At 66.5% G+C, this 19,598-nt stretch carries 20 protein-coding genes; 8 read left to right on the top strand and 12 right to left on the bottom strand.

All coding sequences use genetic code 11. The features are described 5' to 3' along the window. Window positions 1–35: 35 nt before the first annotated feature. Window positions 36–977: a LysM peptidoglycan-binding domain-containing protein gene (locus N2602_RS29745; protein ID WP_172787486.1), complete on the top strand. Its 942-nt coding sequence runs from the start codon at window positions 36–38 to the stop codon at window positions 975–977. Between the two features lie 42 nt (window positions 978–1,019). On the opposite strand, the gene N2602_RS29740 is transcribed toward N2602_RS29745, so the two are convergent. Further along, complete coding sequence (locus N2602_RS29740; protein ID WP_260380284.1) at window positions 1,020–2,093, bottom strand: tartrate dehydrogenase; 1,074 nt, start codon at window positions 2,091–2,093, stop codon at window positions 1,020–1,022. A 145-nt stretch (window positions 2,094–2,238) separates the two neighbouring features. On the opposite strand from N2602_RS29740, the gene N2602_RS29735 reads away from it, so the two are divergent. Both N2602_RS29735 and N2602_RS29730 read left to right on the top strand, forming a co-directional pair. Beyond that, on the top strand, window positions 2,239–3,156 hold the full coding sequence (locus tag N2602_RS29735; RefSeq protein ID WP_212259114.1) for a LysR family transcriptional regulator: 918 nt from the start codon (window positions 2,239–2,241) through the stop codon (window positions 3,154–3,156). Between the two features lie 47 nt (window positions 3,157–3,203). Beyond that, complete coding sequence (locus N2602_RS29730; RefSeq protein ID WP_260380283.1) at window positions 3,204–4,028, top strand: aspartate dehydrogenase; 825 nt, start codon at window positions 3,204–3,206, stop codon at window positions 4,026–4,028. A gap of 4 nt (window positions 4,029–4,032) precedes the next feature. Here the strand turns inward: N2602_RS29730 and N2602_RS29725 are convergent, their stop codons facing one another. The 9 genes from N2602_RS29725 to N2602_RS29685 all read right to left on the bottom strand — a co-directional run bounded on the left by N2602_RS29725 (window position 4,033) and on the right by N2602_RS29685 (window position 12,361). After that, window positions 4,033–5,337: a sorbosone dehydrogenase family protein gene (locus tag N2602_RS29725; protein WP_260380282.1), complete on the bottom strand. Its 1,305-nt coding sequence runs from the start codon at window positions 5,335–5,337 to the stop codon at window positions 4,033–4,035. A 138-nt stretch (window positions 5,338–5,475) separates the two neighbouring features. Beyond that, window positions 5,476–5,685 (bottom strand): hypothetical protein, encoded by a 210-nt coding sequence (locus N2602_RS29720; protein WP_025038081.1) that lies wholly within the window; start codon window positions 5,683–5,685, stop codon window positions 5,476–5,478. Between the two features lie 234 nt (window positions 5,686–5,919). After that, window positions 5,920–6,546, bottom strand: a complete 627-nt coding sequence (locus tag N2602_RS29715; RefSeq protein WP_260380281.1) for an isoprenylcysteine carboxylmethyltransferase family protein — start codon at window positions 6,544–6,546, stop codon at window positions 5,920–5,922. 28 nt (window positions 6,547–6,574) lie between these two features. Then, the gene (locus N2602_RS29710; protein ID WP_260380280.1) at window positions 6,575–7,606 is read right to left on the bottom strand and encodes an NAD-dependent epimerase/dehydratase family protein; all 1,032 of its coding nucleotides are present in this window, start codon (window positions 7,604–7,606) and stop codon (window positions 6,575–6,577) included. 28 nt (window positions 7,607–7,634) lie between these two features. Beyond that, the gene (locus N2602_RS29705) at window positions 7,635–8,153 is read right to left on the bottom strand and encodes a DUF962 domain-containing protein (protein WP_260380279.1); all 519 of its coding nucleotides are present in this window, start codon (window positions 8,151–8,153) and stop codon (window positions 7,635–7,637) included. Window positions 8,154–8,324: 171 nt separating this feature from the next. Further along, window positions 8,325–8,993, bottom strand: coding sequence for an OmpA family protein (locus tag N2602_RS29700; protein ID WP_260380278.1), 669 nt, complete (start codon window positions 8,991–8,993; stop codon window positions 8,325–8,327). Continuing rightward, complete coding sequence (locus N2602_RS29695) at window positions 8,993–9,409, bottom strand: hypothetical protein (protein WP_212259119.1); 417 nt, start codon at window positions 9,407–9,409, stop codon at window positions 8,993–8,995. Before N2602_RS29695 ends, N2602_RS29700 begins: the two co-directional genes overlap by 1 nt. Before the next feature lie 88 nt (window positions 9,410–9,497). Further along, on the bottom strand, window positions 9,498–9,785 hold the full coding sequence (locus N2602_RS29690; RefSeq protein ID WP_172787477.1) for a type II toxin-antitoxin system HicB family antitoxin: 288 nt from the start codon (window positions 9,783–9,785) through the stop codon (window positions 9,498–9,500). Window positions 9,786–9,793: 8 nt separating this feature from the next. After that, entirely contained in the window at window positions 9,794–12,361 is a 2,568-nt protein-coding gene (locus tag N2602_RS29685; protein WP_260380277.1) for an ATP-dependent helicase, read from the bottom strand. 237 nt (window positions 12,362–12,598) lie between these two features. On the opposite strand from N2602_RS29685, the gene N2602_RS29680 reads away from it, so the two are divergent. Then, the gene (locus tag N2602_RS29680) at window positions 12,599–12,772 is read left to right on the top strand and encodes a DUF1328 domain-containing protein (protein ID WP_036006471.1); all 174 of its coding nucleotides are present in this window, start codon (window positions 12,599–12,601) and stop codon (window positions 12,770–12,772) included. A 16-nt stretch (window positions 12,773–12,788) separates the two neighbouring features. Here the strand turns inward: N2602_RS29680 and N2602_RS29675 are convergent, their stop codons facing one another. Then, the gene (locus N2602_RS29675) at window positions 12,789–13,295 is read right to left on the bottom strand and encodes a thioesterase family protein (RefSeq protein ID WP_172787475.1); all 507 of its coding nucleotides are present in this window, start codon (window positions 13,293–13,295) and stop codon (window positions 12,789–12,791) included. Window positions 13,296–13,382: 87 nt separating this feature from the next. On the opposite strand from N2602_RS29675, the gene N2602_RS29670 reads away from it, so the two are divergent. The 3 genes from N2602_RS29670 (at window position 13,383) to N2602_RS29660 (ending at window position 16,599) form a co-directional block, all read left to right on the top strand. After that, window positions 13,383–14,807 carry an FAD-binding oxidoreductase gene (locus N2602_RS29670; RefSeq protein WP_260380276.1) on the top strand — a complete coding sequence of 475 codons (1,425 nt, stop codon included), beginning with the start codon at window positions 13,383–13,385 and terminating at the stop codon, window positions 14,805–14,807. A 99-nt stretch (window positions 14,808–14,906) separates the two neighbouring features. Continuing rightward, window positions 14,907–16,199, top strand: a complete 1,293-nt coding sequence (locus tag N2602_RS29665; RefSeq protein ID WP_260380275.1) for a Spy/CpxP family protein refolding chaperone — start codon at window positions 14,907–14,909, stop codon at window positions 16,197–16,199. Between the two features lie 34 nt (window positions 16,200–16,233). Further along, window positions 16,234–16,599: a hypothetical protein gene (locus N2602_RS29660; RefSeq protein WP_172787472.1), complete on the top strand. Its 366-nt coding sequence runs from the start codon at window positions 16,234–16,236 to the stop codon at window positions 16,597–16,599. Window positions 16,600–16,650: 51 nt separating this feature from the next. Here the strand turns inward: N2602_RS29660 and N2602_RS29655 are convergent, their stop codons facing one another. Further along, window positions 16,651–18,126, bottom strand: a complete 1,476-nt coding sequence (locus tag N2602_RS29655; protein ID WP_260380274.1) for a caspase family protein — start codon at window positions 18,124–18,126, stop codon at window positions 16,651–16,653. 423 nt (window positions 18,127–18,549) lie between these two features. On the opposite strand from N2602_RS29655, the gene N2602_RS29650 reads away from it, so the two are divergent. After that, window positions 18,550–19,581: a TRAP transporter substrate-binding protein gene (locus tag N2602_RS29650; RefSeq protein ID WP_260380273.1), complete on the top strand. Its 1,032-nt coding sequence runs from the start codon at window positions 18,550–18,552 to the stop codon at window positions 19,579–19,581. Window positions 19,582–19,598: the final 17 nt, after the last annotated feature.

The following is a 19,598-nucleotide window of genomic DNA, read 5'->3' as shown; positions in this document are numbered from 1 at the left end:
GAGGCGCCGCCTCCGGTGGTAGGACTTCTGAACGGATGGTTGATCCAAGGCGCCTGATCGTGCTGGCAGCAATTGTGCTGCTCGCCCTCGGCACGGGCCCGGCCGCGGCTTCTCCGCCCAAGTCCAAGACCATTGCGGCGGTCCCCGCCGCGCCGCCGCCCCCGCCGTTCGAGCCGTTGCCGCCGCCGAAGGTCTATCTGTTTCGCGGCGCCATGGGCCCGATCTTCTCGACCGGCATGGATCGGCTCGGCGAGAAGCTGACGCAGGCCGGCTTCTCGGCCGACGTCTACGAATTCACCCTGTGCCGGCTGATCGGCAACCGCGCCATCGCCAGCTACAGGGAGAAGGCGGCGCCGATCGTGCTGATCGGCCATTCCATGGGCGGGCTGTGCTCGATCGTCATCTCCGAGATGGCGGCCAAGGAGAACATCCCGATCAGCCTCGTCATTGCCATCGATCCCGCGCACGCGACCGGCGATGTTCCCCTCAACGTCGAGCGCTTCATCAACATCTTCCTGTCCGACAGCGTGCTCGGCGGCGGCGACGTCGTGGCTGTCCCCGGCTTTCGCGGCCATTACGCCAGCTATGACCTCAAGGAAAACGCGCGCGTCAGCCACATCAACATCGAGAAGTCCGACGACATCCATCGTCAGATCGTCGGGATGGTGACGCAGCTGCCGCGCATTCCGCCGCAGACGCAGGCCGATGCCGTGCCGCTGCGCTATCTGGTGCCGGCGGATACGCTGGTCGAATTGTGGGACAGCGGCGTGCGGGTGCCGGTGCGCCGCGGCGACACCATGGAGAGCATCGCCGCAGCCAACCGCGTGCCGCTGTGGACGCTGGCGCAGAGCAACTCGTTGCCCGAGAACGCGCAGCTGACGCCGGGCCAGACCATCATCGTCCCCCGCCATCTGACACCGCCAGAGCCGGCCGCCGCGATGGCCACGCCGCCGGCGGCACCGGCGGGGCGGAGATAGCACGTTCTTCGCCTCTGCCCGGAAGCGGAGAGAGGACGAAGACTACACATTCGATCCGTGGATCGCTTCGATCACGGCGTCCGTGACCTCCTTCGTCGTTGCCTTGCCCCCGACATCCGGCGTCAGCACGCCCGCGGCGCAGACGCGCTCGACGGCGGCCATCAGCCTCGAGGCGGCCTCCTTCTCGCCGAGATGCTCGAGCATCTGCGCGCCGGTCCAGAACGTCGCGACCGGGTTGGCGATGCCCTTACCGGTGATATCGAAGGCCGAGCCGTGAATCGGCTCGAACATCGAGGGGAAGCGGCGCTGCGGATCGATGTTGCCGGTCGGCGCGACGCCGAGGCTTCCCGCCAGCGCGCCGGCGAGATCGGAGAGGATGTCGGCGTGGAGGTTGGTCGCGACGATGGTATCGAGGCTCTTCGGATGCAGCGTCATCCGCACCGTCATGGCGTCGACCAGCATCTTGTCCCAGGTCACATCAGGGAATTCGCCGGCGACCTCGGCCGCGATCTCGTCCCACATCACCATGCCGTGGCGCTGTGCGTTCGACTTGGTTACGACGGTCAGGAATTTGCGCGGGCGCGACTGCGCGAGCTGGAATGCATAGCGCATGATGCGGGTGACGCCGACGCGGGTGAACACCGCGACCTCGGTGCCAACCTCTTCCGGCAGGCCCTTGTGGGCGCGCCCGCCCATGCCGGCATATTCGCCTTCCGAGTTCTCGCGCACGATCACCCAGTCGAGATCGCCGACGCCGACATTGCGCAGCGGCGAGGCGACGCCCGGCAGGATCTTGGTCGGCCGCACATTGGCGTATTGATCAAACCCCTGGCAGATCGGCAGGCGTAGGCCCCATAGCGTGATGTGGTCGGGCACGTCGGGGGCGCCGACCGCGCCGAAATAGATCGCGTCGAACTTCTTCAGCTCGCCGAGACCGTCCGCCGGCATCATCACGCCGTGCTTCTTGTAATAATCCGAGCCCCAGTCGAACGTCTTGACGTTGAAGGAGAGGTCGCCGCTGCGCTTGGCCAGGGCCTCCAGCACGCGGACACCGGCCGAGATCACCTCGGGGCCGATGCCGTCGGCGGGAATGGCTGCGATCGAATGGGTGCGCATGGAAAGCTCCGCGGGAGAGATCGTGCCGACATATTCGGCGGTCGGCGTCGCCGGCGAATCTAGACGGGAGTGCAGGGCAAACTCAATCGGTGCTGGTTTATACAAAAAAATGATATAATCCTCGCTGAGACGAGAGGACCGGCAAATGGAATTGCATCAGCTTCGATGCTTCGTGGCGACGGCCGAGCAGCTGCATTTCGGCCGCGCGGCACAGCAGCTCCAGATGCTGCCTTCTGCGCTTGGCCGGCAGATCAGGCTGCTGGAGGAGGATCTGGGAACGCGGCTGTTTGCGCGGACGACGCGCGCGGTGTCGCTCACCGAGGACGGCACGACGCTGCTGCGCGATGCCCGCGCCATCCTCGCCAAGGTCGAGGCGGTCGAGAGCAACCTCCGCAATCGCTCGCGCGCGGGGACCGCGCGGCGGCTGCGGGTCGGTGCCATCGACAGCGCCGCGGCCGGATTGTTGCCGCCGCTTCTGCGCGATTTCCGCGCCAGGCATCCCGACATCGCGGTGCAGCTCCTCGAAGACAAGACTGTCCGGCTGCTGCCGAAGATCTTGACCGGTGCGCTCGATCTCGCCTTCGTGCGTCCGCCTGACCGGCCGGACAAGCGGCTTGAATTCCGCGACCTGCTCCAGGAGAGCGCGATCGTTGCGTTCCCGCGCCGGCACGCGCTGGCGGGGCGCAAAGCGATCACGCTGACGGATATCGCCGAGGAGGCGATGCTGGTGCCGGATCGCCGCTCGCGGCCGCACAGTCACGACCTCACGGTCAAGCTGTTCGAGCAGGCCGGCCTGACGCCGCGCATCGTGCAGGTCGCCGACGAGAAGCAGACCATCATCAACCTCGTGGCAACGAAGCTCGGGGTCGCAATCGTGCCGCGCTGGACCGCTCGGATGGCGGTGACCGGTGTGCGCTTCGTGCCGCTTCGACCGAGGCAGAGCGGGCCGGTCGGCCGCCTGCCGCTTGCCGCCGCCTGGCTGCGCGGCTCGCGCGATCCGGCCCGCGATGCCATGCTGGCGGTTCTGGAAGCCCGCCTGCGCAGCTATGCGCGGGAGGCGTGAGCGGCTATGACATCGGCCAAAACAGAGGCCAAGACAGAGGGATGGTGATGACGGATCAGAAGGCTTCGGGCGAATTGCGGGTGGCCATTGCAGGGCTGGGCTCGATCGGCACCAAGATTGCAACCGCGCTCGATCAGGGCATCGAGGGCCTGTCGCTCACCGCCGTGGCGGTGCGGGATCCCGCCAAGCATCAAGCCTTCATCGACAGCTTGCGTCGCCCACCGACAATCCTGCCGCTCGACCAGCTCGGCGAAGCCGCCGACATCGTGGTCGAATGCGCGCCGAGCAGCCAGCTGCGTGCGATCGTCGAGCCGGCAGTGAAGCGCGGCAGGGCCGCTGTCGTGGTCAGCGTCGGCGGCTTGCTCGATAATTTCGATCTCGTCGATCTTGCCCGCGCCAATGGCGGCCGCATTCTGGTGCCGACCGGCGCGCTGATCGGCCTCGATGCCGTCAACGCCGCCGCAATCGGCACTATTCATTCGGTGAAGATGGTGACGCGCAAGCCGATCGACGGCTTGAAGGGTGCGCCGTTCATCGTTCAGAACAACATCGACATCGACAATCTGCGCGAACCGCTGAAATTGTTCGAGGGCAGCGCGCGCGAAGCCGCAAAGGGCTTTCCGGCGAATGTCAACGTCGCCGTTGCGCTGTCGCTCGCGGGCATCGGGCCCGATCGCACCCAGATCCAGGTTTGGGCCGACCCGACCGTGAGCCGCAACGTTCACCGCATCGAGGTCGAGGCGGACTCCGCGCGCTTCTCGATGGGTATCGAGAACATCCCGTCCGAGAATCCCAAGACCGGCCTGATCACGGCGCTGTCGGTGATCGCGCTGCTGCGCAAGCAGCGCGCCTCGTTGTGTGTGGGGACGTGAACTCCTACGCCCCCGTCACGCGCCAGATCACGTTGCCGACGTCGTCGGCCATCAGCAGCGACGTCTTGTCGGGACCGATCGCGACCCCGACCGGGCGGCCGTAGGATTCCTTCTCGTCCGGGGACAGGAAGCCCGACAGGATGTCGCGACCGGGGCCGGAGGGCTTGCCGTTCGCGAACGGGATGAACACCAGCTTGTAGCCGGACAGCTTGCTGCGATTCCATGAGCCGTGCTGGCCGATCACCATGCCGTCGCCGAAGCCGGGCAGGGTGCCTGCGGGCATCCAGCACAGGCCGAGCGAGGCAGTGTGGCCGCCGAGCGCGTAGTCCGGTTGAATCGCCTTGGCGACCATCGCCGGATCCTGCGGCACGCGGTCGTCCACCGTCTTGCCCCAGTAGCAATAGGGCCAGCCATAGAAGCCTCCGTCGCGCACCGAGGTCAGATAGTCGGGCGGCGTCTCGTCGCCGAGGCCGTCGCGCTCGTTGACGACGGTCCAGAGCACGCCCGTCGTCGGCTCCCAGGCAAGGCCGACGGGATTGCGCAGGCCGGCGCCGAAAATGCGATGCGTGCCGGCAGCGAGATCGAGCTCGTAGACGGCGGCGCGGCCTTGCTCGACCTCCATGCCCATCTCGGCGATGTTGCTGAGCGAGCCGACGCCGGCATAGAGCTTCTTGCCATCGGGGCTGGCGAGCAGGCTGCGCGTCCAGTGGCCGGCGGGCTTGAACGTCGTGAGCCGCTTGCCTGCTGCGGTGATGCGGTCGGCGTTGGGGACGTAAGGAAAGGCCATCACGCCGTCGGTGTTGCCGACGTAGAAAGTATCACCGACCAGCGCCATGCCGAACGGCTGGTTGAGGTTCTCCATGAAGGCGCCGCGATGTTCCGCAACGCCGTCGCCGTCCTTGTCGCGCAACAGCGTGATGCGGTTGGCGGAGTCGCCGAGCGCCGCGGCGCGGCGCATCGTCGCCTGCATCGCATAGTGGAAAACGCTGCGCGGGGCGCCCGCGATCTGCGTTGCTTCCGCGATCAGCACGTCGCCATTGGGCAGCACCTCGATCCAGCGCGGATGATCGAGACCGGTCGCGAACGCGTTGACCTCGAGTCCGGGCGCAGCGATCGGCTTCTGGCCCTCGTGCCAGCCGCGTGCGGTCGGCATCTTCAAGGTGGGGATCGCGCCTTGCGGCTTCGCCTCGGGAATGGCGGGCTTCTCGCCCCAGGCCGGCGCGGGCTCGGTGCCCGTCATCTTGCGCCATTGCAGCGCGATGCCGCCGATGAACGCGACGAACTGCGCGAAGATACTGGAAAACGTCATAACAGGCCCCCGGTTGCGCGCGCATCCAACTGGCTGACGGGGCAGACGTCAACCTGTGTGGCGCTCCGCAGAGGCCTATTCCCGTGGAATGGCAGCCGATCGAATTTGCATGGGACAGTCGCGGCGTCGGCCCGGAGATCAACGACCGATCTGTCGCTCCAGCCGCCGTGCCGCGCGAAAATCGTCCAGGTGACGGATGTTCGGCGCCAGCGCGGCTTCCCTGGACAGCAGATGATAGACCCGCGCCACCGTGCGCTGCTTCTGCTTCGTCCGCCCGGGCGGCAGCGCCCGCGCCTTGCGGACGGCGGCGATCGCGTGCGCGCGAAAATAATCGTAGGCGTCCGACATGGCTCGATGCTCTGCGGTCGGTGGCAGATGTCGAGGGGCAACGAGCGAGCGGAGGGCTGGTTCCTTGGGGACTAAGATCGTGTGCTCGTGCCCCGGACGCAGCGCAGCGCGTCTTCGCGATGCGCTGCAGAGCCGGGGCCCATCTCGCCCCATGCATGAATAGCCGTCTGGGTCCCGGCTCTGCGCAGCAGCGTTGCACGCTGCAGCGCGTCCGGGGACACGAGAGTGACGCCTTTACCGTGGCGACGTGAACGGAATGATCATTGGAACGCGGCGGCAATAGGCGCCATAGGCGTCTTCGCCGAGCTCCTTCGAGAGGAACACTTCTTCCATCCGGCCCTTCTGCCACATGCCGAGCGAGATCAGGATCGCGCCGAGGATCGTCGTCACCAGGCCGATCGCAACGCCGGTCACCAGCATGCCGAAGATCAGGCCGGTGTAGATCGGGTGACGGACGATGCCGTAGGGGCCGGTGTCGATGACGCGGTGGTCTTCCTTGTGGGTGATGGTGTTGGACCAGAACTTGCCGAGATGCAGCCGTCCCCACCATGCGAAAGCAATTCCGGCGACCGAGAGGACCGCTGCGATGGTAATGCCGGCGTTGCCGAGCACCCAAAGCGGCTTCCAGCCCATGACCTCCGCAATGAATGGCGTGTACAGGATGCCGCCGACGAGGATCGGCAGACTATAGCGCTGCGACTCCAGCGTCATGACCTGCTTCTTGGTCCGCCCCTGCCAGAACGAGGCGCCGACCCAACTCGCGAGAAAGGCGAGCCAGATCAGGGCAAGGAGTTCGGTCGGCCAGGTCGTGGTCCAGCCACCCCACGCGACAGAAAGAAGCTTGCTGAAATCGAAAGACATGAAGGTTCTTTGCGTTTGGGCGGCGGCTTCAGCTCGCGCGCGAGGAGAGCGCGTGATGCTTGAGGGCGCCGGAGGGCTGCTGGCCGTTGCGGGCGAGCAGATGGGTGATGGTTTCGCGCAAGACCGGCTCGATCGGACGCGGCGAATAGCCGAGCTCGTTACGGGCCTTGCCGATCGAAAGATCGCTCGCGGCGAGTGCGATCCGCACGCCCTCGGCGGTGCCGTTCGGCGGCCGGCGCGTGATGTGGTCGGCGATGGATTCAAGCATGATCGCAGAGAGCTCGGCGATCTTGCCGGGTACGACGATCGGAAACTGCCGGCGGCCGCTCATCGCCGACATCATGCGCAGGATGTCGCCGAGCGGGACGCAGTCGCCGCCGAGGATGTAGCGCTGCCCGAGGCGGCCGCGTTCCATGGTCAGCACGAGGCCCATGGCGACGTCGCGGACGTCGACCAGGTTGACCAGGAAGTTGAGATGCGGCTGCACCTTCTTCTGCAGGAAGTACCAGAGCATCGCGGTCGGCGGTGTCAGATTATGGTCGGCAGCGCCGATCGGCATGGTCGGCGTGCCGATCACCAGCGGAAAGCCCGCTTCTGCCGCCTTGGCGGCATGATGCTCGGCGAGCGATTTCGAGCGCGTGTAGGCGCCGGGCATCGCCTCGGCCGGCTGCAGCGCCTCTTCGGCGGGAACGCCCTTGAGGTCGGAATAGGGGAACAGGATCGATTCCGTCGAGCAGTGCAGGAAGCGCGAGACGCCGTGCTTCATCGCCGCTGCGAGCACGATTTCGGTGCCGCGGCAATTGACCTCGTGAAAGTCCTGCTTGTTGGCGACCCACATGCCGGGCAGGCCGGCGAGGTGATAGACCTGATCGACACCGGCGATGGCCGCATCGACCGCGGCGCAGTCCAGCACCGAGCCGAGGACGTGCTCGACGTCCGCGTTCGCCGCGGTCGGCGCACGGACATCGAGAACGCGGACCCGCTGCCCACGGGCGCGGAGCGCTTCTACGAGGTGATGTCCGATGAAGCCGCTGCCACCGGTAACCAGGACGAGAGCCATGCAGAAGGTTGCTGTTTTGCTTCGAGCGTTATCGGGTTGAAAGGGAATTGGCCGGAAGAGGCGCCAGAATCGCGGCAAGGTCGCGACGGAAGCCCAATGCAATGAATAATTTTGCCATGACGAACATCGGTCCAAGCAAAAGATGCGAGGGAAAAGTGAACAGCGAGGCCTCGCGCCCCTCAAAAACCTTATGGCCGATGGCCTGCGCGGCGAGGCCGAGCGCCACCAGGGACGCGAAAATCGCCCACATCGTCGCGGTGCCGACCTGCGCCGCAATGGTCGTCGCAACCGAAAACAGCACGACCGAGACGGCCAGAATGCCGAGCCCGAGCGCCGCGTCGAGCAGCAGCCAGTAAATCAAGACCGGCACGGCCAGGACCACCGCCAGGCTCACGTTGAATCCGAACAGCGGAAGCTTGACCAGCGTCAGCGGCAGCACGGCGCCGGTGAACAGCAGCAGGATGCCGACCACATGCATCGCCGTGTTCCGGGGATCGCGATGATACTCGACATACACGGCAAGTTGGCGCTGGAAAAAGCCACCCATTTCGGTCTCATGCAGCACGGGGTCGGGAAGGGCGAACAGAGGCTATAGCACTGGACCGGGCGGTGCACAAACCGGCACTTTTGTCGCGCAAAACCGTGCGCGCGCGCCCGGGACAGGCTGCAAAACAGCCCGCACTTCAAGGGGTTCCGTCAACCGCGGAGCCGCCTTCGCTCAGCGCTTCTTGGCGGGCTTTTTCGCCGCAGGCGCAGGGGCTGCGGCCGGATGCGGCGCCTCCTCCGGCAGCTTGGCATAGGTCAGGATCTGCAACTGGCCGTTGACGGCGGAGGTCGGCTTGGCCCGGTCGAGGAATTGCTCCTCGCCGAGGCCGATCGGATGCAGCCGCTTGGTCGAGATCTTGAAGGTGTTCACCAGCACGTCGCGGATCGCATCGGCCCGGCGCTGGCTCAGGATCGCATTGGCCTCGCGCGTCTTCGAATTGGATTCGACGTGGCCGACGATCAGGAAGGTGTAGGGCAGCAGCGAGGAGTGAACCAGCGCGTCCGCAATGCGGCCGACGGTCTGGTAGGACGCCGGCTGGATGATCGGCGTGTCTGCGTCGAACTGGATCTGCGCATTGAAGGCGGGCAGCTTGGCAAGCTCCGGCGCGATCGGCGGCCGGTTCACCGGGCCCGGATCGTTCTTGATCCTGGTCTTGGCGCGCTCCATCACCTGCTGCTTCAGCGCGGGCAGGTCGACCTCGGCGGCCTCTTCGAAATGGTTCAGCTTCGCGACGATGTCGTCGCGGGTCGGCGCCGCCGTCTGCGCGCCGGCGCTGCCCGCGAGCAAAGCGAGGCCCAGCGCCAAGCCCAGCCCTGCGGTGGCGAGCCCCTTCGCGCGCATCAGCGATACCCCGCGTCGTCGACGGCCTTCAGGCAGTTGTTGCTGATGCCCTTGGGGGTCGAGACCAGGCAGGGGACCGACTTGCTGGTCTCCTTGGTCGAGCCGCCGCAGACCTTGACGATCTCGCGCTGGCAGGCGTTCGCCACCGTGACGCGCGCGGCGACGCGCTTCTGGATGGCGTCGAACACGCCGAGATAGTCGCTCGCGCATTGCGGCGTGAGCACGTCGCGGTTGCGCGACAGGCACTCCTTCAGGCGGGTCGAGTCCGGGTTGACACCGCGGCAATTGGCGACGATTTCCGCACCGCAGCTCGCCGCCAGCTTCCCGATCGAATCGCCAAAGCTCATGGTCTCCGCCGCCGCAAGCGACGGCATCCCCAATGCAAGCACGATCAATGTGATGGAGCCCCGGACCATGGGTTTATCTGATACGGGGAAGTTCGCGGTGGTCAAGGGGCGTTCGGGCGAGAACTGTCGAGAGTCCGCTTGGTGCGGCGAACAGTCCTCACTCCGCGTCCGCGGCGGGTGGCCATTCGATCAGGACGGCCGTGTGTTTCCCCAGGTCCTCGGCAAACTCCGGATCGGCCTTGAGCTCGTCCAGCGTTCGAGGCGGGGGCAGCTGGCGACCGTCCGCGATCAGTTCCTGCGCATAGAATGCGAGCGCCTCGGGCGCATTCTCGAGGGCCTCGTCGACATCGTCGCCGCCGGAGAAGCAGCCGGGCAGGTCCGGAAACCATACGCCGACGGCCTCGTCCGGGTCGGCGTTCTCGATGATGGCAACGTACCGAGCCATACCGGGCCTCACGCCCGCTGCACGAAACTGTCCACGACCTTCTTCTCGCCGGCCTTGTCGAAGGCGATGGTGAGCTTGTTGCCGTCGATCTTGGTGACGCGGCCATAGCCGAACTTCTGGTGGAAGACGCGGTCTTCCAGCGAGAATTCGGACGTTGTGCCGGTGGATTTGGCGACCAGCTCGCCCTCGATGGTCAGGGGTCCGCGGCGGCGCGAGGAGAAGCTGCCGAAATCGGGGCCCGATGACGAGGAGGACGAGAACGTTGCGGCGTCTTCCTCGAAGCCGCCGGTGCGGCCGCCGCCGCGATTCCGGTTCGCCTGCGCGCGCTGCCAGCCCGGCGTCGAATAGCTGGACCCGAACGCCTCCATGTCGTCGAAGCGAGAGGCGCCGTAGCCGCCGCTGCCGCCCCATCCAGAGCCGCCCTTGGATTCCGTGATCTCGACATTGGCCGCCGGTAATTCGTCGAGGAAGCGCGACGGGATCGTGGTCGACCAGGTGCCGTGGATCCGGCGATTGGTCGCGAAATAGATCTTTGCGCGGCGGCGGGCGCGGGTCAGGCCGACATGGCCGAGCCGGCGCTCTTCTTCCAGGCCGGCGCGGCCCTGTTCGTCCAGGGTGCGCTGGCTCGGGAACAGGCCTTCCTCCCAGCCCGGCAGGAACACGTTGTCGAATTCGAGGCCCTTGGCCGAATGCAGCGTCATCAGCGACACCGCGTCGTCCTCTGCGCCACCCTCGCGGTCCATCACCAGCGAGATGTGCTCCAGGAACCCTTGCAGGTTCTCGAACTCCTCCATCGAGCGCACGAGCTCTTTCAGGTTCTCCAGCCGGCCCGCGGCGTCGGCCGAGCGGTCCTTCTGCCACATCTCGGTATAGCCGCTCTCGTCGAGCACGATCTGGGCGAGATCGGTGTGCGCGGTGACCTCGCGCTGGGCGCGCCAGCGGTCGAACTGCGCGATGAGATCGCGCAGCGAGCCGCGCGCCTTCGGCTTCAGCTCGTCGGTCTCGACCACGGCGCGCGCCGCCTCGAACAGGGGAATGCGGCGCTTGCGGGCGTGGTCGTGCAGCATCTGCACGGTGGCGTCGCCAAGCCCGCGCTTCGGCGTATTGACGATACGCTCGAAGGCGAGATCGTCGGCCGGCGAATTGATGACGCGCAAGTACGCCAGCGCGTCGCGGATCTCCGCGCGCTCATAGAAGCGCGGGCCGCCGATGACGCGATAGGGCAGGCCGAGCGTGACGAAGCGGTCTTCGAATTCGCGCATCTGGTAGGAGGCGCGCACGAGAATGGCGATCTCGTTGAGCTTCTCGCCCTGGCGCTGCAGCTGCTCGATCTCCTCGCCGATGCCGCGGGCTTCCTCTTCCGAGTCCCAGGAGCCCGTGACGGTGACCTTCTCGCCGTCCCGATCCTCAGTGCGCAGCGTCTTGCCGAGCCGGCCTTCATTGTGTGCGATCAGATGCGAGGCGGCGGCGAGGATGTGACCCGTCGAGCGATAGTTGCGCTCGAGGCGGATCACCTTGGCGCCCGGGAAATCGTGCTCGAAGCGCAGGATGTTGTCGACCTCGGCGCCGCGCCAGCCGTAGATCGACTGGTCGTCGTCACCGACGCAGCAGATGTTTTTGGTCTTCTCCCTCTCCCCGCTTGCGGGGAGAGGGTCGGGGTGAGGGGGAGTCTCCACGAGCGCGGTGCTTGGAGAGTCCCCCTCACCCGCCGCACTTCGTGCGTCGGCCTCTCCCCGCAAGCGGGGAGAGGCGAGGGAAGAAGGCGCCTGCGACAGGAGCCGCAGCCACAGATATTGCGCGACGTTCGTATCCTGGTACTCGTCGACCAGGATGAACTTGAAGCGTTGCTGGTACTGCCTGAGGATATCCGGGTGCTCGCGGAAGATGCGGATGTTCTCCAGCAGGAGATCGCCGAAATCGGCCGCGTTCAGGATCTTCAGCCGCTCCTGATAGCTCGCATAGAGCTTGCCGCCCTTGCCGTTGGCGAACATCGCGGCCTCGCCCGACGGGACCTGCGAGGGCATCAAACCGCGGTTCTTCCAGCCGTCGATCAGACCGGCCAGCATCCGTGCCGGCCAGCGTTTCTCGTCGATGTTGTCGGCCTGGAGCAGCTGCTTGAGCAGCCGGACCTGGTCGTCGACGTCGAGCACGGTGAAGTTCGACTTGAGCTGCGCCAGCTCGGCATGGACGCGCAGGATGCGGCCGCCGATGGAGTGGAAGGTGCCGAGCCACGGCATGCCCTCCACGGCGTGGCCGAGCATCTGGCCGAGCCGGTGCTTCATCTCGCGCGCGGCCTTGTTGGTGAAGGTCACCGACAGGATCTCGGCCGGGCGGGCGCGGCCCTGGCTCAGGATGTGGGCGATGCGCGTGGTCAGGACGCGCGTCTTGCCGGTGCCGGCGCCGGCCAGCACGAGGACCGGGCCGTCCAGCGTCTCCACCGCCTCGCGCTGCTCCGGATTGAGTCCGGCGAGGTATTTCGGGCCCACCGAGGCGCGCGCACGCGCGGCGATGCCGCCGGCTGCGGGCTGGTGGTCGGGTACGGCTGTGATCTTGCTCGGCTCGGTCATGCGAATCATCGGCCCCACGATGGCACCGCGGGGTGGTGGAAGGGAGCCTTCTTAACAGGGATTGGTGCCTATATGGGGGCGCCGGGCAGGGTTTTCCACGTGCGCGGCGCGCCGATTTGTTCCAGCTGAGCCAGCGAATTTCGCTCCCGCCGGGGCCGGAACTATCGTTCCCGCGTCGAGATTGTCAGGGCAGGTGGCGCGGCCAGCCGCGTCGATCGCAGACAACATCAAGACGAGGGTTTGACCATGCTAGGCTGGGTTGTGACGTTTCTGGTTATCGCACTGATCGCCGGCATCCTGGGCTTCGGCGGCGTCGCCGGCGCTTCGATCGAGATCGCCAAGATCATCTTCTTCATCGCAGTCGTTCTGTTCCTGGTCTCGGCCGTCGTCGGCCTGGCGCGCGGCCGCAACAGGATATAGCGCGGCGGATCGCGCACTAGCGCTTCGAGGGCATCGCCACATTCCGGCCGATGCCCTCGGGTCGCGTCAAGGCGCTGTGGGACTTGGCGACCCCGGCAATACGCTGCCGGATGTCGGGCGGAAACGGCGCAACGCGCCGCGCCTTCATGTCCATGTGCAGCGACATGTTCTCGGACGTTGCCGACAGCCAGCCCTCGGTGCCGTGCCGCAGCTCCTCGAATGTGTGCAGCCGCTTGTCGTCGGCCTCCAGCAGCCACACCAGGATTTGCACGGGATCGCCGAGATGGATCTCGCGCAAATAGCGCACGTGGCACTCGGCGGTGAAGGTCGAGCCGTGGCGCTCTTTCTTGTAGACCGGGCCAATCCCGAGTTCGAGCCAGAACTCGTCGATCGCCCGGTCGAACATCACGTTGTAATAGGCCATGTTGAGATGGCCGTTATAGTCGATCCATTGCGGCTCGATCTGCATGATCGAGGAGCGAAACGGCTCTGCGTTCGGCGCTGTGGCGGCGGTCTCCGGCATGTGTCCTTCCCAAGCTATGCGTCCGGTCCCTTGACTTGACCGGTTATATGTCCTTTGCCACGGTCTCTTCTCGTCGGGAGGAATTCCGTGGGTACGACCATCACCAATAATCCGCCGCGGCCGGAGCCGAAAGCCCTCGCAAGCGCGCTGGAGCAGCTTGCCGCACGCTTCGGCAACCGCCTCATCACCTCGCAGGCCGTGCGCGAGCAGCACGGCCATACCACCACGTGGATCATCAATCAGCCGCCGGACGGCGTGGTGATGGCGCAGGAGACCGCCGACATCCAGGACGTGGTGCGGATCTGCGCGAAACACCGCGTGCCCGTCATTGCCTTCGGCACCGGCACCTCGCTGGAGGGCCAGGTCAACGCGCCTGCCGGCGGCATCTCGATCGACCTGCGCGACATGAACAAGGTGCTGGCAGTGCATGCCGAGGACCTCGATTGCGTGATCCAGCCCGGCGTCACCCGCAAGGCGCTGAACGAGCATCTGCGCGACCAGGGCCTGTTCTTCCCGATCGATCCGGGCGCGGATGCTTCGCTCGGCGGCATGGCCTCGACCCGCGCCTCCGGCACCAATGCGGTGCGCTACGGCACCATGCGCGACAGCGTGCTGGCGCTGAAAGTGGTGCGCGGCGACGGCGAGATCATCACCACGGGCACGCGCGCCAAGAAATCCTCCGCGGGCTATGACCTGACGCATCTGTTCGTCGGCGCCGAAGGCACGCTCGGCATCATCTCGGAATTGACCATCCGCCTGCGCGGCATCCCCGAGACGATCGCGGCCGGCGCGGTGTCGTTCGAGACCGTGCACGGCGCCTGCCAGGCCGTGATCCTGGCGATCCAGACCGGCATTCCCGTGGCGCGCATCGAGCTGCTCAACGCCGCGCAGGTGAAGGCCTGCAACGCCTATTCCAAGCTGACTCTGCCCGAGACGCCGCTGCTGCTGATGGAATTCCACGGCAGCGAGGTCGAGGTCGCCGAGCAGTCGAAGGCCTTCGGCGAGATCGCAAAGGACTGCGGCGGCGGCGATTTCTCCTGGACCACCAAGCCGGAGGACCGCACCAAGCTGTGGCAGGCACGGCACGACGCCTATTGGTCGGTGAAGGCGCTGCGGCCCGGCGACAGCATCGGCGTGGTCGCAACCGACGTCTGCGTACCGATCTCGCGGCTCGCCGACTGCGTCAGCGAGACCGAGGAAGACCTCAAGCGCCTCAATTTGCTGTCGCCGATCGTCGGCCATGTCGGTGACGGCAATTTCCACTGCTCGCTGGTCTGCGACACCAACGATGCCGACGAGATGGCGCGCGGCGAGGAGTTCATGCACCGCCTGGTCGAGCGTGCGCAGGCGATGGACGGCACCTGTACCGGCGAGCACGGCATCGGCCAGGGCAAGCAGAAATATCTGAAGGCCGAACTCGGCCCCGAAGCGCTCGATGCGATGCGGGCCCTGAAGAAGGCGCTCGATCCGCTCAACATCTTCAACCCCGGCAAGATCGTGCCGGAGGCATAAGGCCCGCGCCCCAGTCCGGGAACTTTCGGCAATGTTGCCGGTTCCAATTCCCGCCAAGTTCCGATGCCTCAATGGCAGGGCTGTGCGCGGGAGGGTGCGATGGTGCGACCGGTCGTTGGAATTGCCGCAATGGCCTTCGCCTGCCTGCTGGCGGGTGCGGCGCTGGCGAAGGGCGGACATGGCGGTGGCCATGGAGGCGGGCACGGCCATGGCGGCGGGCATGGCCATGGCCATCATGGCGGCGGCCATTTCCGTGGGCACGGCGGCGGCCACGCGCATGGCGGCGGGCATCATCGCGGGATGCGGTTCACAACCGGTGCCCGACGCGGCGGCCCGAGCTTCGGTCAGATCCGCAATGCCGCGATACGGCCGGCGAACTTCCGCAACGCCTGGAACGCCAGCGCATTCCGCAACGGCCGGCTGATCAGCAATCCGGCGGCCCGCGCGCAGATCGCCGCGGCGGCAGCACTCGCCGGCTGGGGCGGCGCAAGCAGCGGGTGGTGGCAACATCCGGGTGGCGGCTATGGCTGGGTCGGGCCGCTGTTCTGGCCGTTCGCCTATAACGACCTCTACGATTACGCGATCTGGGGCGACGGGCTCGGCTTCTGGGGCTACGGCTATCCGGACATCTATGCCGGCATTTTCGGCCCCTACGGTTATGATCGGCTGTCGGCCTATCTGCCGCAGCAGCCGCAGGGCCGGCGGCGGGCGCGCAGCGCGCCACTGGATGAGCTCTGCGGCAGCGACCGCCGCGCCATCGTCGGCCTGCCGATCGATCAGATCGCGGCCACGGTGCAGCCGACCGATGCGCAGGGCGCGGCTCTCGATGCGCTCGGCAACGCCTCGGTCGACGCGGCAGCATTGATCCGCACATCCTGCCCGACGCAGGCCGCAGCGACGGCGCCCGGCCGGCTCGCCGCCATGCAGCAGCGTGTCGAGGCGATGCAGAAGGCCGTCGAGCTGGTCCAGCCCGCGCTCGACACATTCTATGGTTCACTCAACGACGAGCAGAAGGCGCGCTTCAACGCGCTCGCCGACGATCAGCGTCGTGCCGCGGCATCGAACAATGCGGTACAGACTTGCAGCGCGTCCGCCGCGTTCGATTGGCCCGGCGCCACGATCGAGGACAGACTTCGTCCCAACGACACCCAGCGCGCGGCGCTCCAGGTGCTCCAGGACACCAGCGCCAAAGTCAGCGCATCGCTCAAGGCGGCCTGCGAGCCCAATGAGGTGATGACGCCGCCGGCCCGCATGGCCGCGATTCGCAAGCGCCTCGACGTCATGCTGGACGGGATCAAGTCGGTGCGGGCGGCGCTCGATGATTTCTACGCCACGCTCAGCGACGAGCAGAAGGCGCAGTTCGAGGCGATCGGCCCGCGCCGCATGTCCTGAACGCCGCGAGCAATTGAAGACCACGGGTGGGGCAATGAAGTGGTTCGCGAGGCGAGAGCCGGCAGACGTCTGGGACGAGCCAGTCGGGAGGCCGATCGGCGATATCGAGGCTGCCGACCGGATCCGCAACATCTGCCAGGCGGCGCGAACGATCGCCGAGGCCGCCGGAGCTTCAGCGCCGGCCAGCACGCGCGAGCGCTATGAACGCGCGGCCCGCACCGCGATGGAGATCGCGATGAAGATCTCCGACGATCTGATGCGGGACGATGCGGTGCGCCGCATCGTGGATCTCTGCATGAAGGCTGAGGACATCAAGACGGCGCAGATCCTGTCGCGCGCGATCCAGGCAGGCTGGATTCGGGAAGCCGTGCTCCGGGACTACCCGACGCTGTCGCAATAAATTCGGCTCGCGCGATTGGCGCGAGCCGAATGCTGCTTGTGCCGGACCGGCTCAGTATCTGCGGTACCCGCCATTGTGGTCTCCGCCGCGGCCGCCCATTCCCATGCCGAGGCCGATCCCTACGCCGATGCCGATGCCTTGCATCACAGCCTCCGGCGGCGGGCCGCGATCCGGCGGCGGCGCGCGCTCGTAGACCACTTGCTCGGACGGCCGTCGCTTGGGTGGCGTCTCGACCACCTTGCGCTTCGGCGGGGTCTCATCGACGCGCTTCTTGATCACGGGCGGAACCGAGGGGTTGACCGGCGTTGCCGGGGTCGCGGGCGTCGAGCACGGACAGGTCGGCGCCATCGCGACCGCGACGGGCGTCACCGCGGCGGCGACGGGCACGGCGTAATTGCGGTTCTGCACGCGCAGCAGCAGCCGGCGCGCGGTTGCCGCGAGATCGCTATTGTCCCAGTTCGCCAGATAAGCTTCGAACGAGGCGCGGGTGTTGATGGCGGTGGCACGCTCCCACGCCAGCATCTGGCGACGCCGCTCCAGCACCGTACGCAGGCGCGGCGTGCGGGTGTCCTGGGCATACAGCTCGATATAGGCCTGATACGCCTCCGCGGTGTCCTCGGTGATCACGAGCTCATAGGCCACCGTGGCCGGCTTGCCCTGCAACGTCTTGCGCCAATCTTCGACGCTGCGCGTGCCGCTGGCGAGCGCCATCGCGTTCGCGCCGGGAAGCGCGGGCGTGCTGCCGCTGCTCTCGCCGAAGAACTTGAAGTCGGTGGTCAGCGAGGAGCTTTCCCATGGGATCTGCCGCCCGTCGGTCGATTGCGCCACGGCGACGCGGATGCGCTTGAACACTTCCTCGATCGGCAGGTTCGGCTGCTTGGCAATGGTCAGCGCGGCCGTGGTGTAGGGGCTGTCGATGCCGTTGCCGTCCTCGGCCTCGGCGCCGGGCGAGGTCGAGTAGGAGATGAAGGAGCCGGGCGCGCCGGCCTTGGTGTCGACGATCGCAAGGCCGTGGCCGGCGCCGCTGAGCGCGGGGAACGGGTTGTTGCGGCAGGCGTCGAGCATGAAGATGCGCGCCCGCGTCGGCAGCGCGCCGAGCGTGTTGAGCAGGTCGTTCAGCCGCACGCCCTGCAGCGGGATGTCGGCCTCGCGCTTGGGGTCGAGATCGACGGGCACCAGATAGTTCTCGCCGTCGATCTGCAGGCCGTGGCCGGCATAGAACACCAGCGCGACGGTGTCGGCGCCGCTGGCACTGACCTTGCCGGCGAAGTCCGAGATCGCCGCGCGCATCTCTGTCTGCGCCAGATTGGCCGCCGTGGTGACGGTGAAGCCGGCACTGCCGAGCAGCTCCGTCATGCCCTTGGCGTCGTTGGCGGCGTTGGGCAGCTCCGGCACGGTGCGATAGGCCGATTGGCCGATCACCAGAGCGAGCCGCGCTTCGGCGGCCGCTTCCGTCGGCGTCATCAACTGACTGAGTGCGAGAAGACCGGACGCAAGAAGCAAATTCGAAAACACTGGACGGCGCATGATGTCACCTCCAACGGCAATGCGCACGATGATGTCACTTTTTCTAAGCCCGCGCCACGAGGCCGTCTGTGCGCTGGATCACGCATGGGCCGCGGCAAAATGGGGCAGTCCGTCTGCCGGAGCTCGGGGAATTGGTCAGGCATCATCCATGTCAACTGCGCATTGATCCATGCTCCAATTGGATTGATCCGCTGCAATGGGCGACGGCGTTCCTTGCGCAGATCGGGCGGCAGGCCGATCCTCGCGGCAAATCTCCGGGAAATGGCGGCGATTTCGCTTGGCTGGTGACGGGCGGTACGCGCGCCGCGACGCTCCGTGACCGCAGCCGGCTATCTTGCCTGTGTCGTCGCTTTGGCCATACAGTCCGCGCAACGGCTGCGGCAACGACCGTGGCGAAGAAAAAGACGAGGGAGAAGCCGCACCATGACCATCGTGCCCGTGAACCGTCGCGCGTTCATCAAGTCATCGGCGGCGGTCACCGCCGGCATTGTGCTCTCTCCCGCCATCATCGGCCGCGCCGAAGCTGCGACGCTGAAGCTGAAATGCTCCTCCTCGCTGCCGAACGATCCCAAATACGCCAATGGCCGCGTCTACTACGACAACCTGGTCAAGAACCTGAAGGGCAACGGCCTCGGCGAGCAGATCGAGGTCGCTTTCTTCCCCGACAACCAGCTCGGTCAGGAGATCGACGTCATCAATTCGGTGAAGCTCGGCGTCATCGACCTCATGGTGTCGGGCTCGTCGATCTCGGCCAATCTGGTGCCGCTGGTCGGCACCTTCGATCTCGGCTTCCTGTTCTCGAGCTTCCCGCAGCAGACCAAGGCGTTCGAGGCCGGTGCCGCCAAGCCGATCGAGGACGCACTGCTCAAGGGCGGCAACATCCGCATCATCGCCTGGGCCTATAATTTCGGCTCGCGCAGCGTGCTGGCGAAGAAGCCGGTGAAGACGCCGGAGGATCTCGCCGGCCTCAAGATCAGGACGCTGCCCAATCCCGTCATCACCGAATGCCTGCGCCTGATGGGCGCCGCCGCGACGCCGCTGGCGTTCGGCGAAATCTACACGGCCTTGCAGGCCGGCGTGCTGGATGGCCTGGAGCATGACCCGCCGACGATCCTGGCGAGCAAGTTCTTCGAAACGTCGAAATTCTACGCGCTGACGCAGCACAATTTCTCGCCGCTCGCGATCTATTTCAGCGACATGACGTACAACCGCATGGATCCGAAGCTGCGCGAGGGTTTCCTCGAGGCCGCCAAGAAGGCCGCGGCCGACACCCGGGCCCATGGGCTCGCGGTCGAGAAGGAGGCGCTGGCCGCCTTGACCGAGAAGGGCGTGACCGTGGCCGAATGCGACCGCGAGGCGTTCAAGAAGCGCGTCGCGCCGCAACACGAGAACTTCATCAAGGCGCGGCCGGAGTCCAAGGCCGTCATCGACGTCATCCGCGCGACCCAAGCTTGATATGACCAAATCTGACG

The organism is Bradyrhizobium sp. NC92 (genome assembly GCF_025200865.1).
Classification (GTDB): Bacteria; Pseudomonadota; Alphaproteobacteria; order Rhizobiales; family Xanthobacteraceae; genus Bradyrhizobium.
This window is presented reverse-complemented; position numbering and strand designations above follow the sequence as displayed.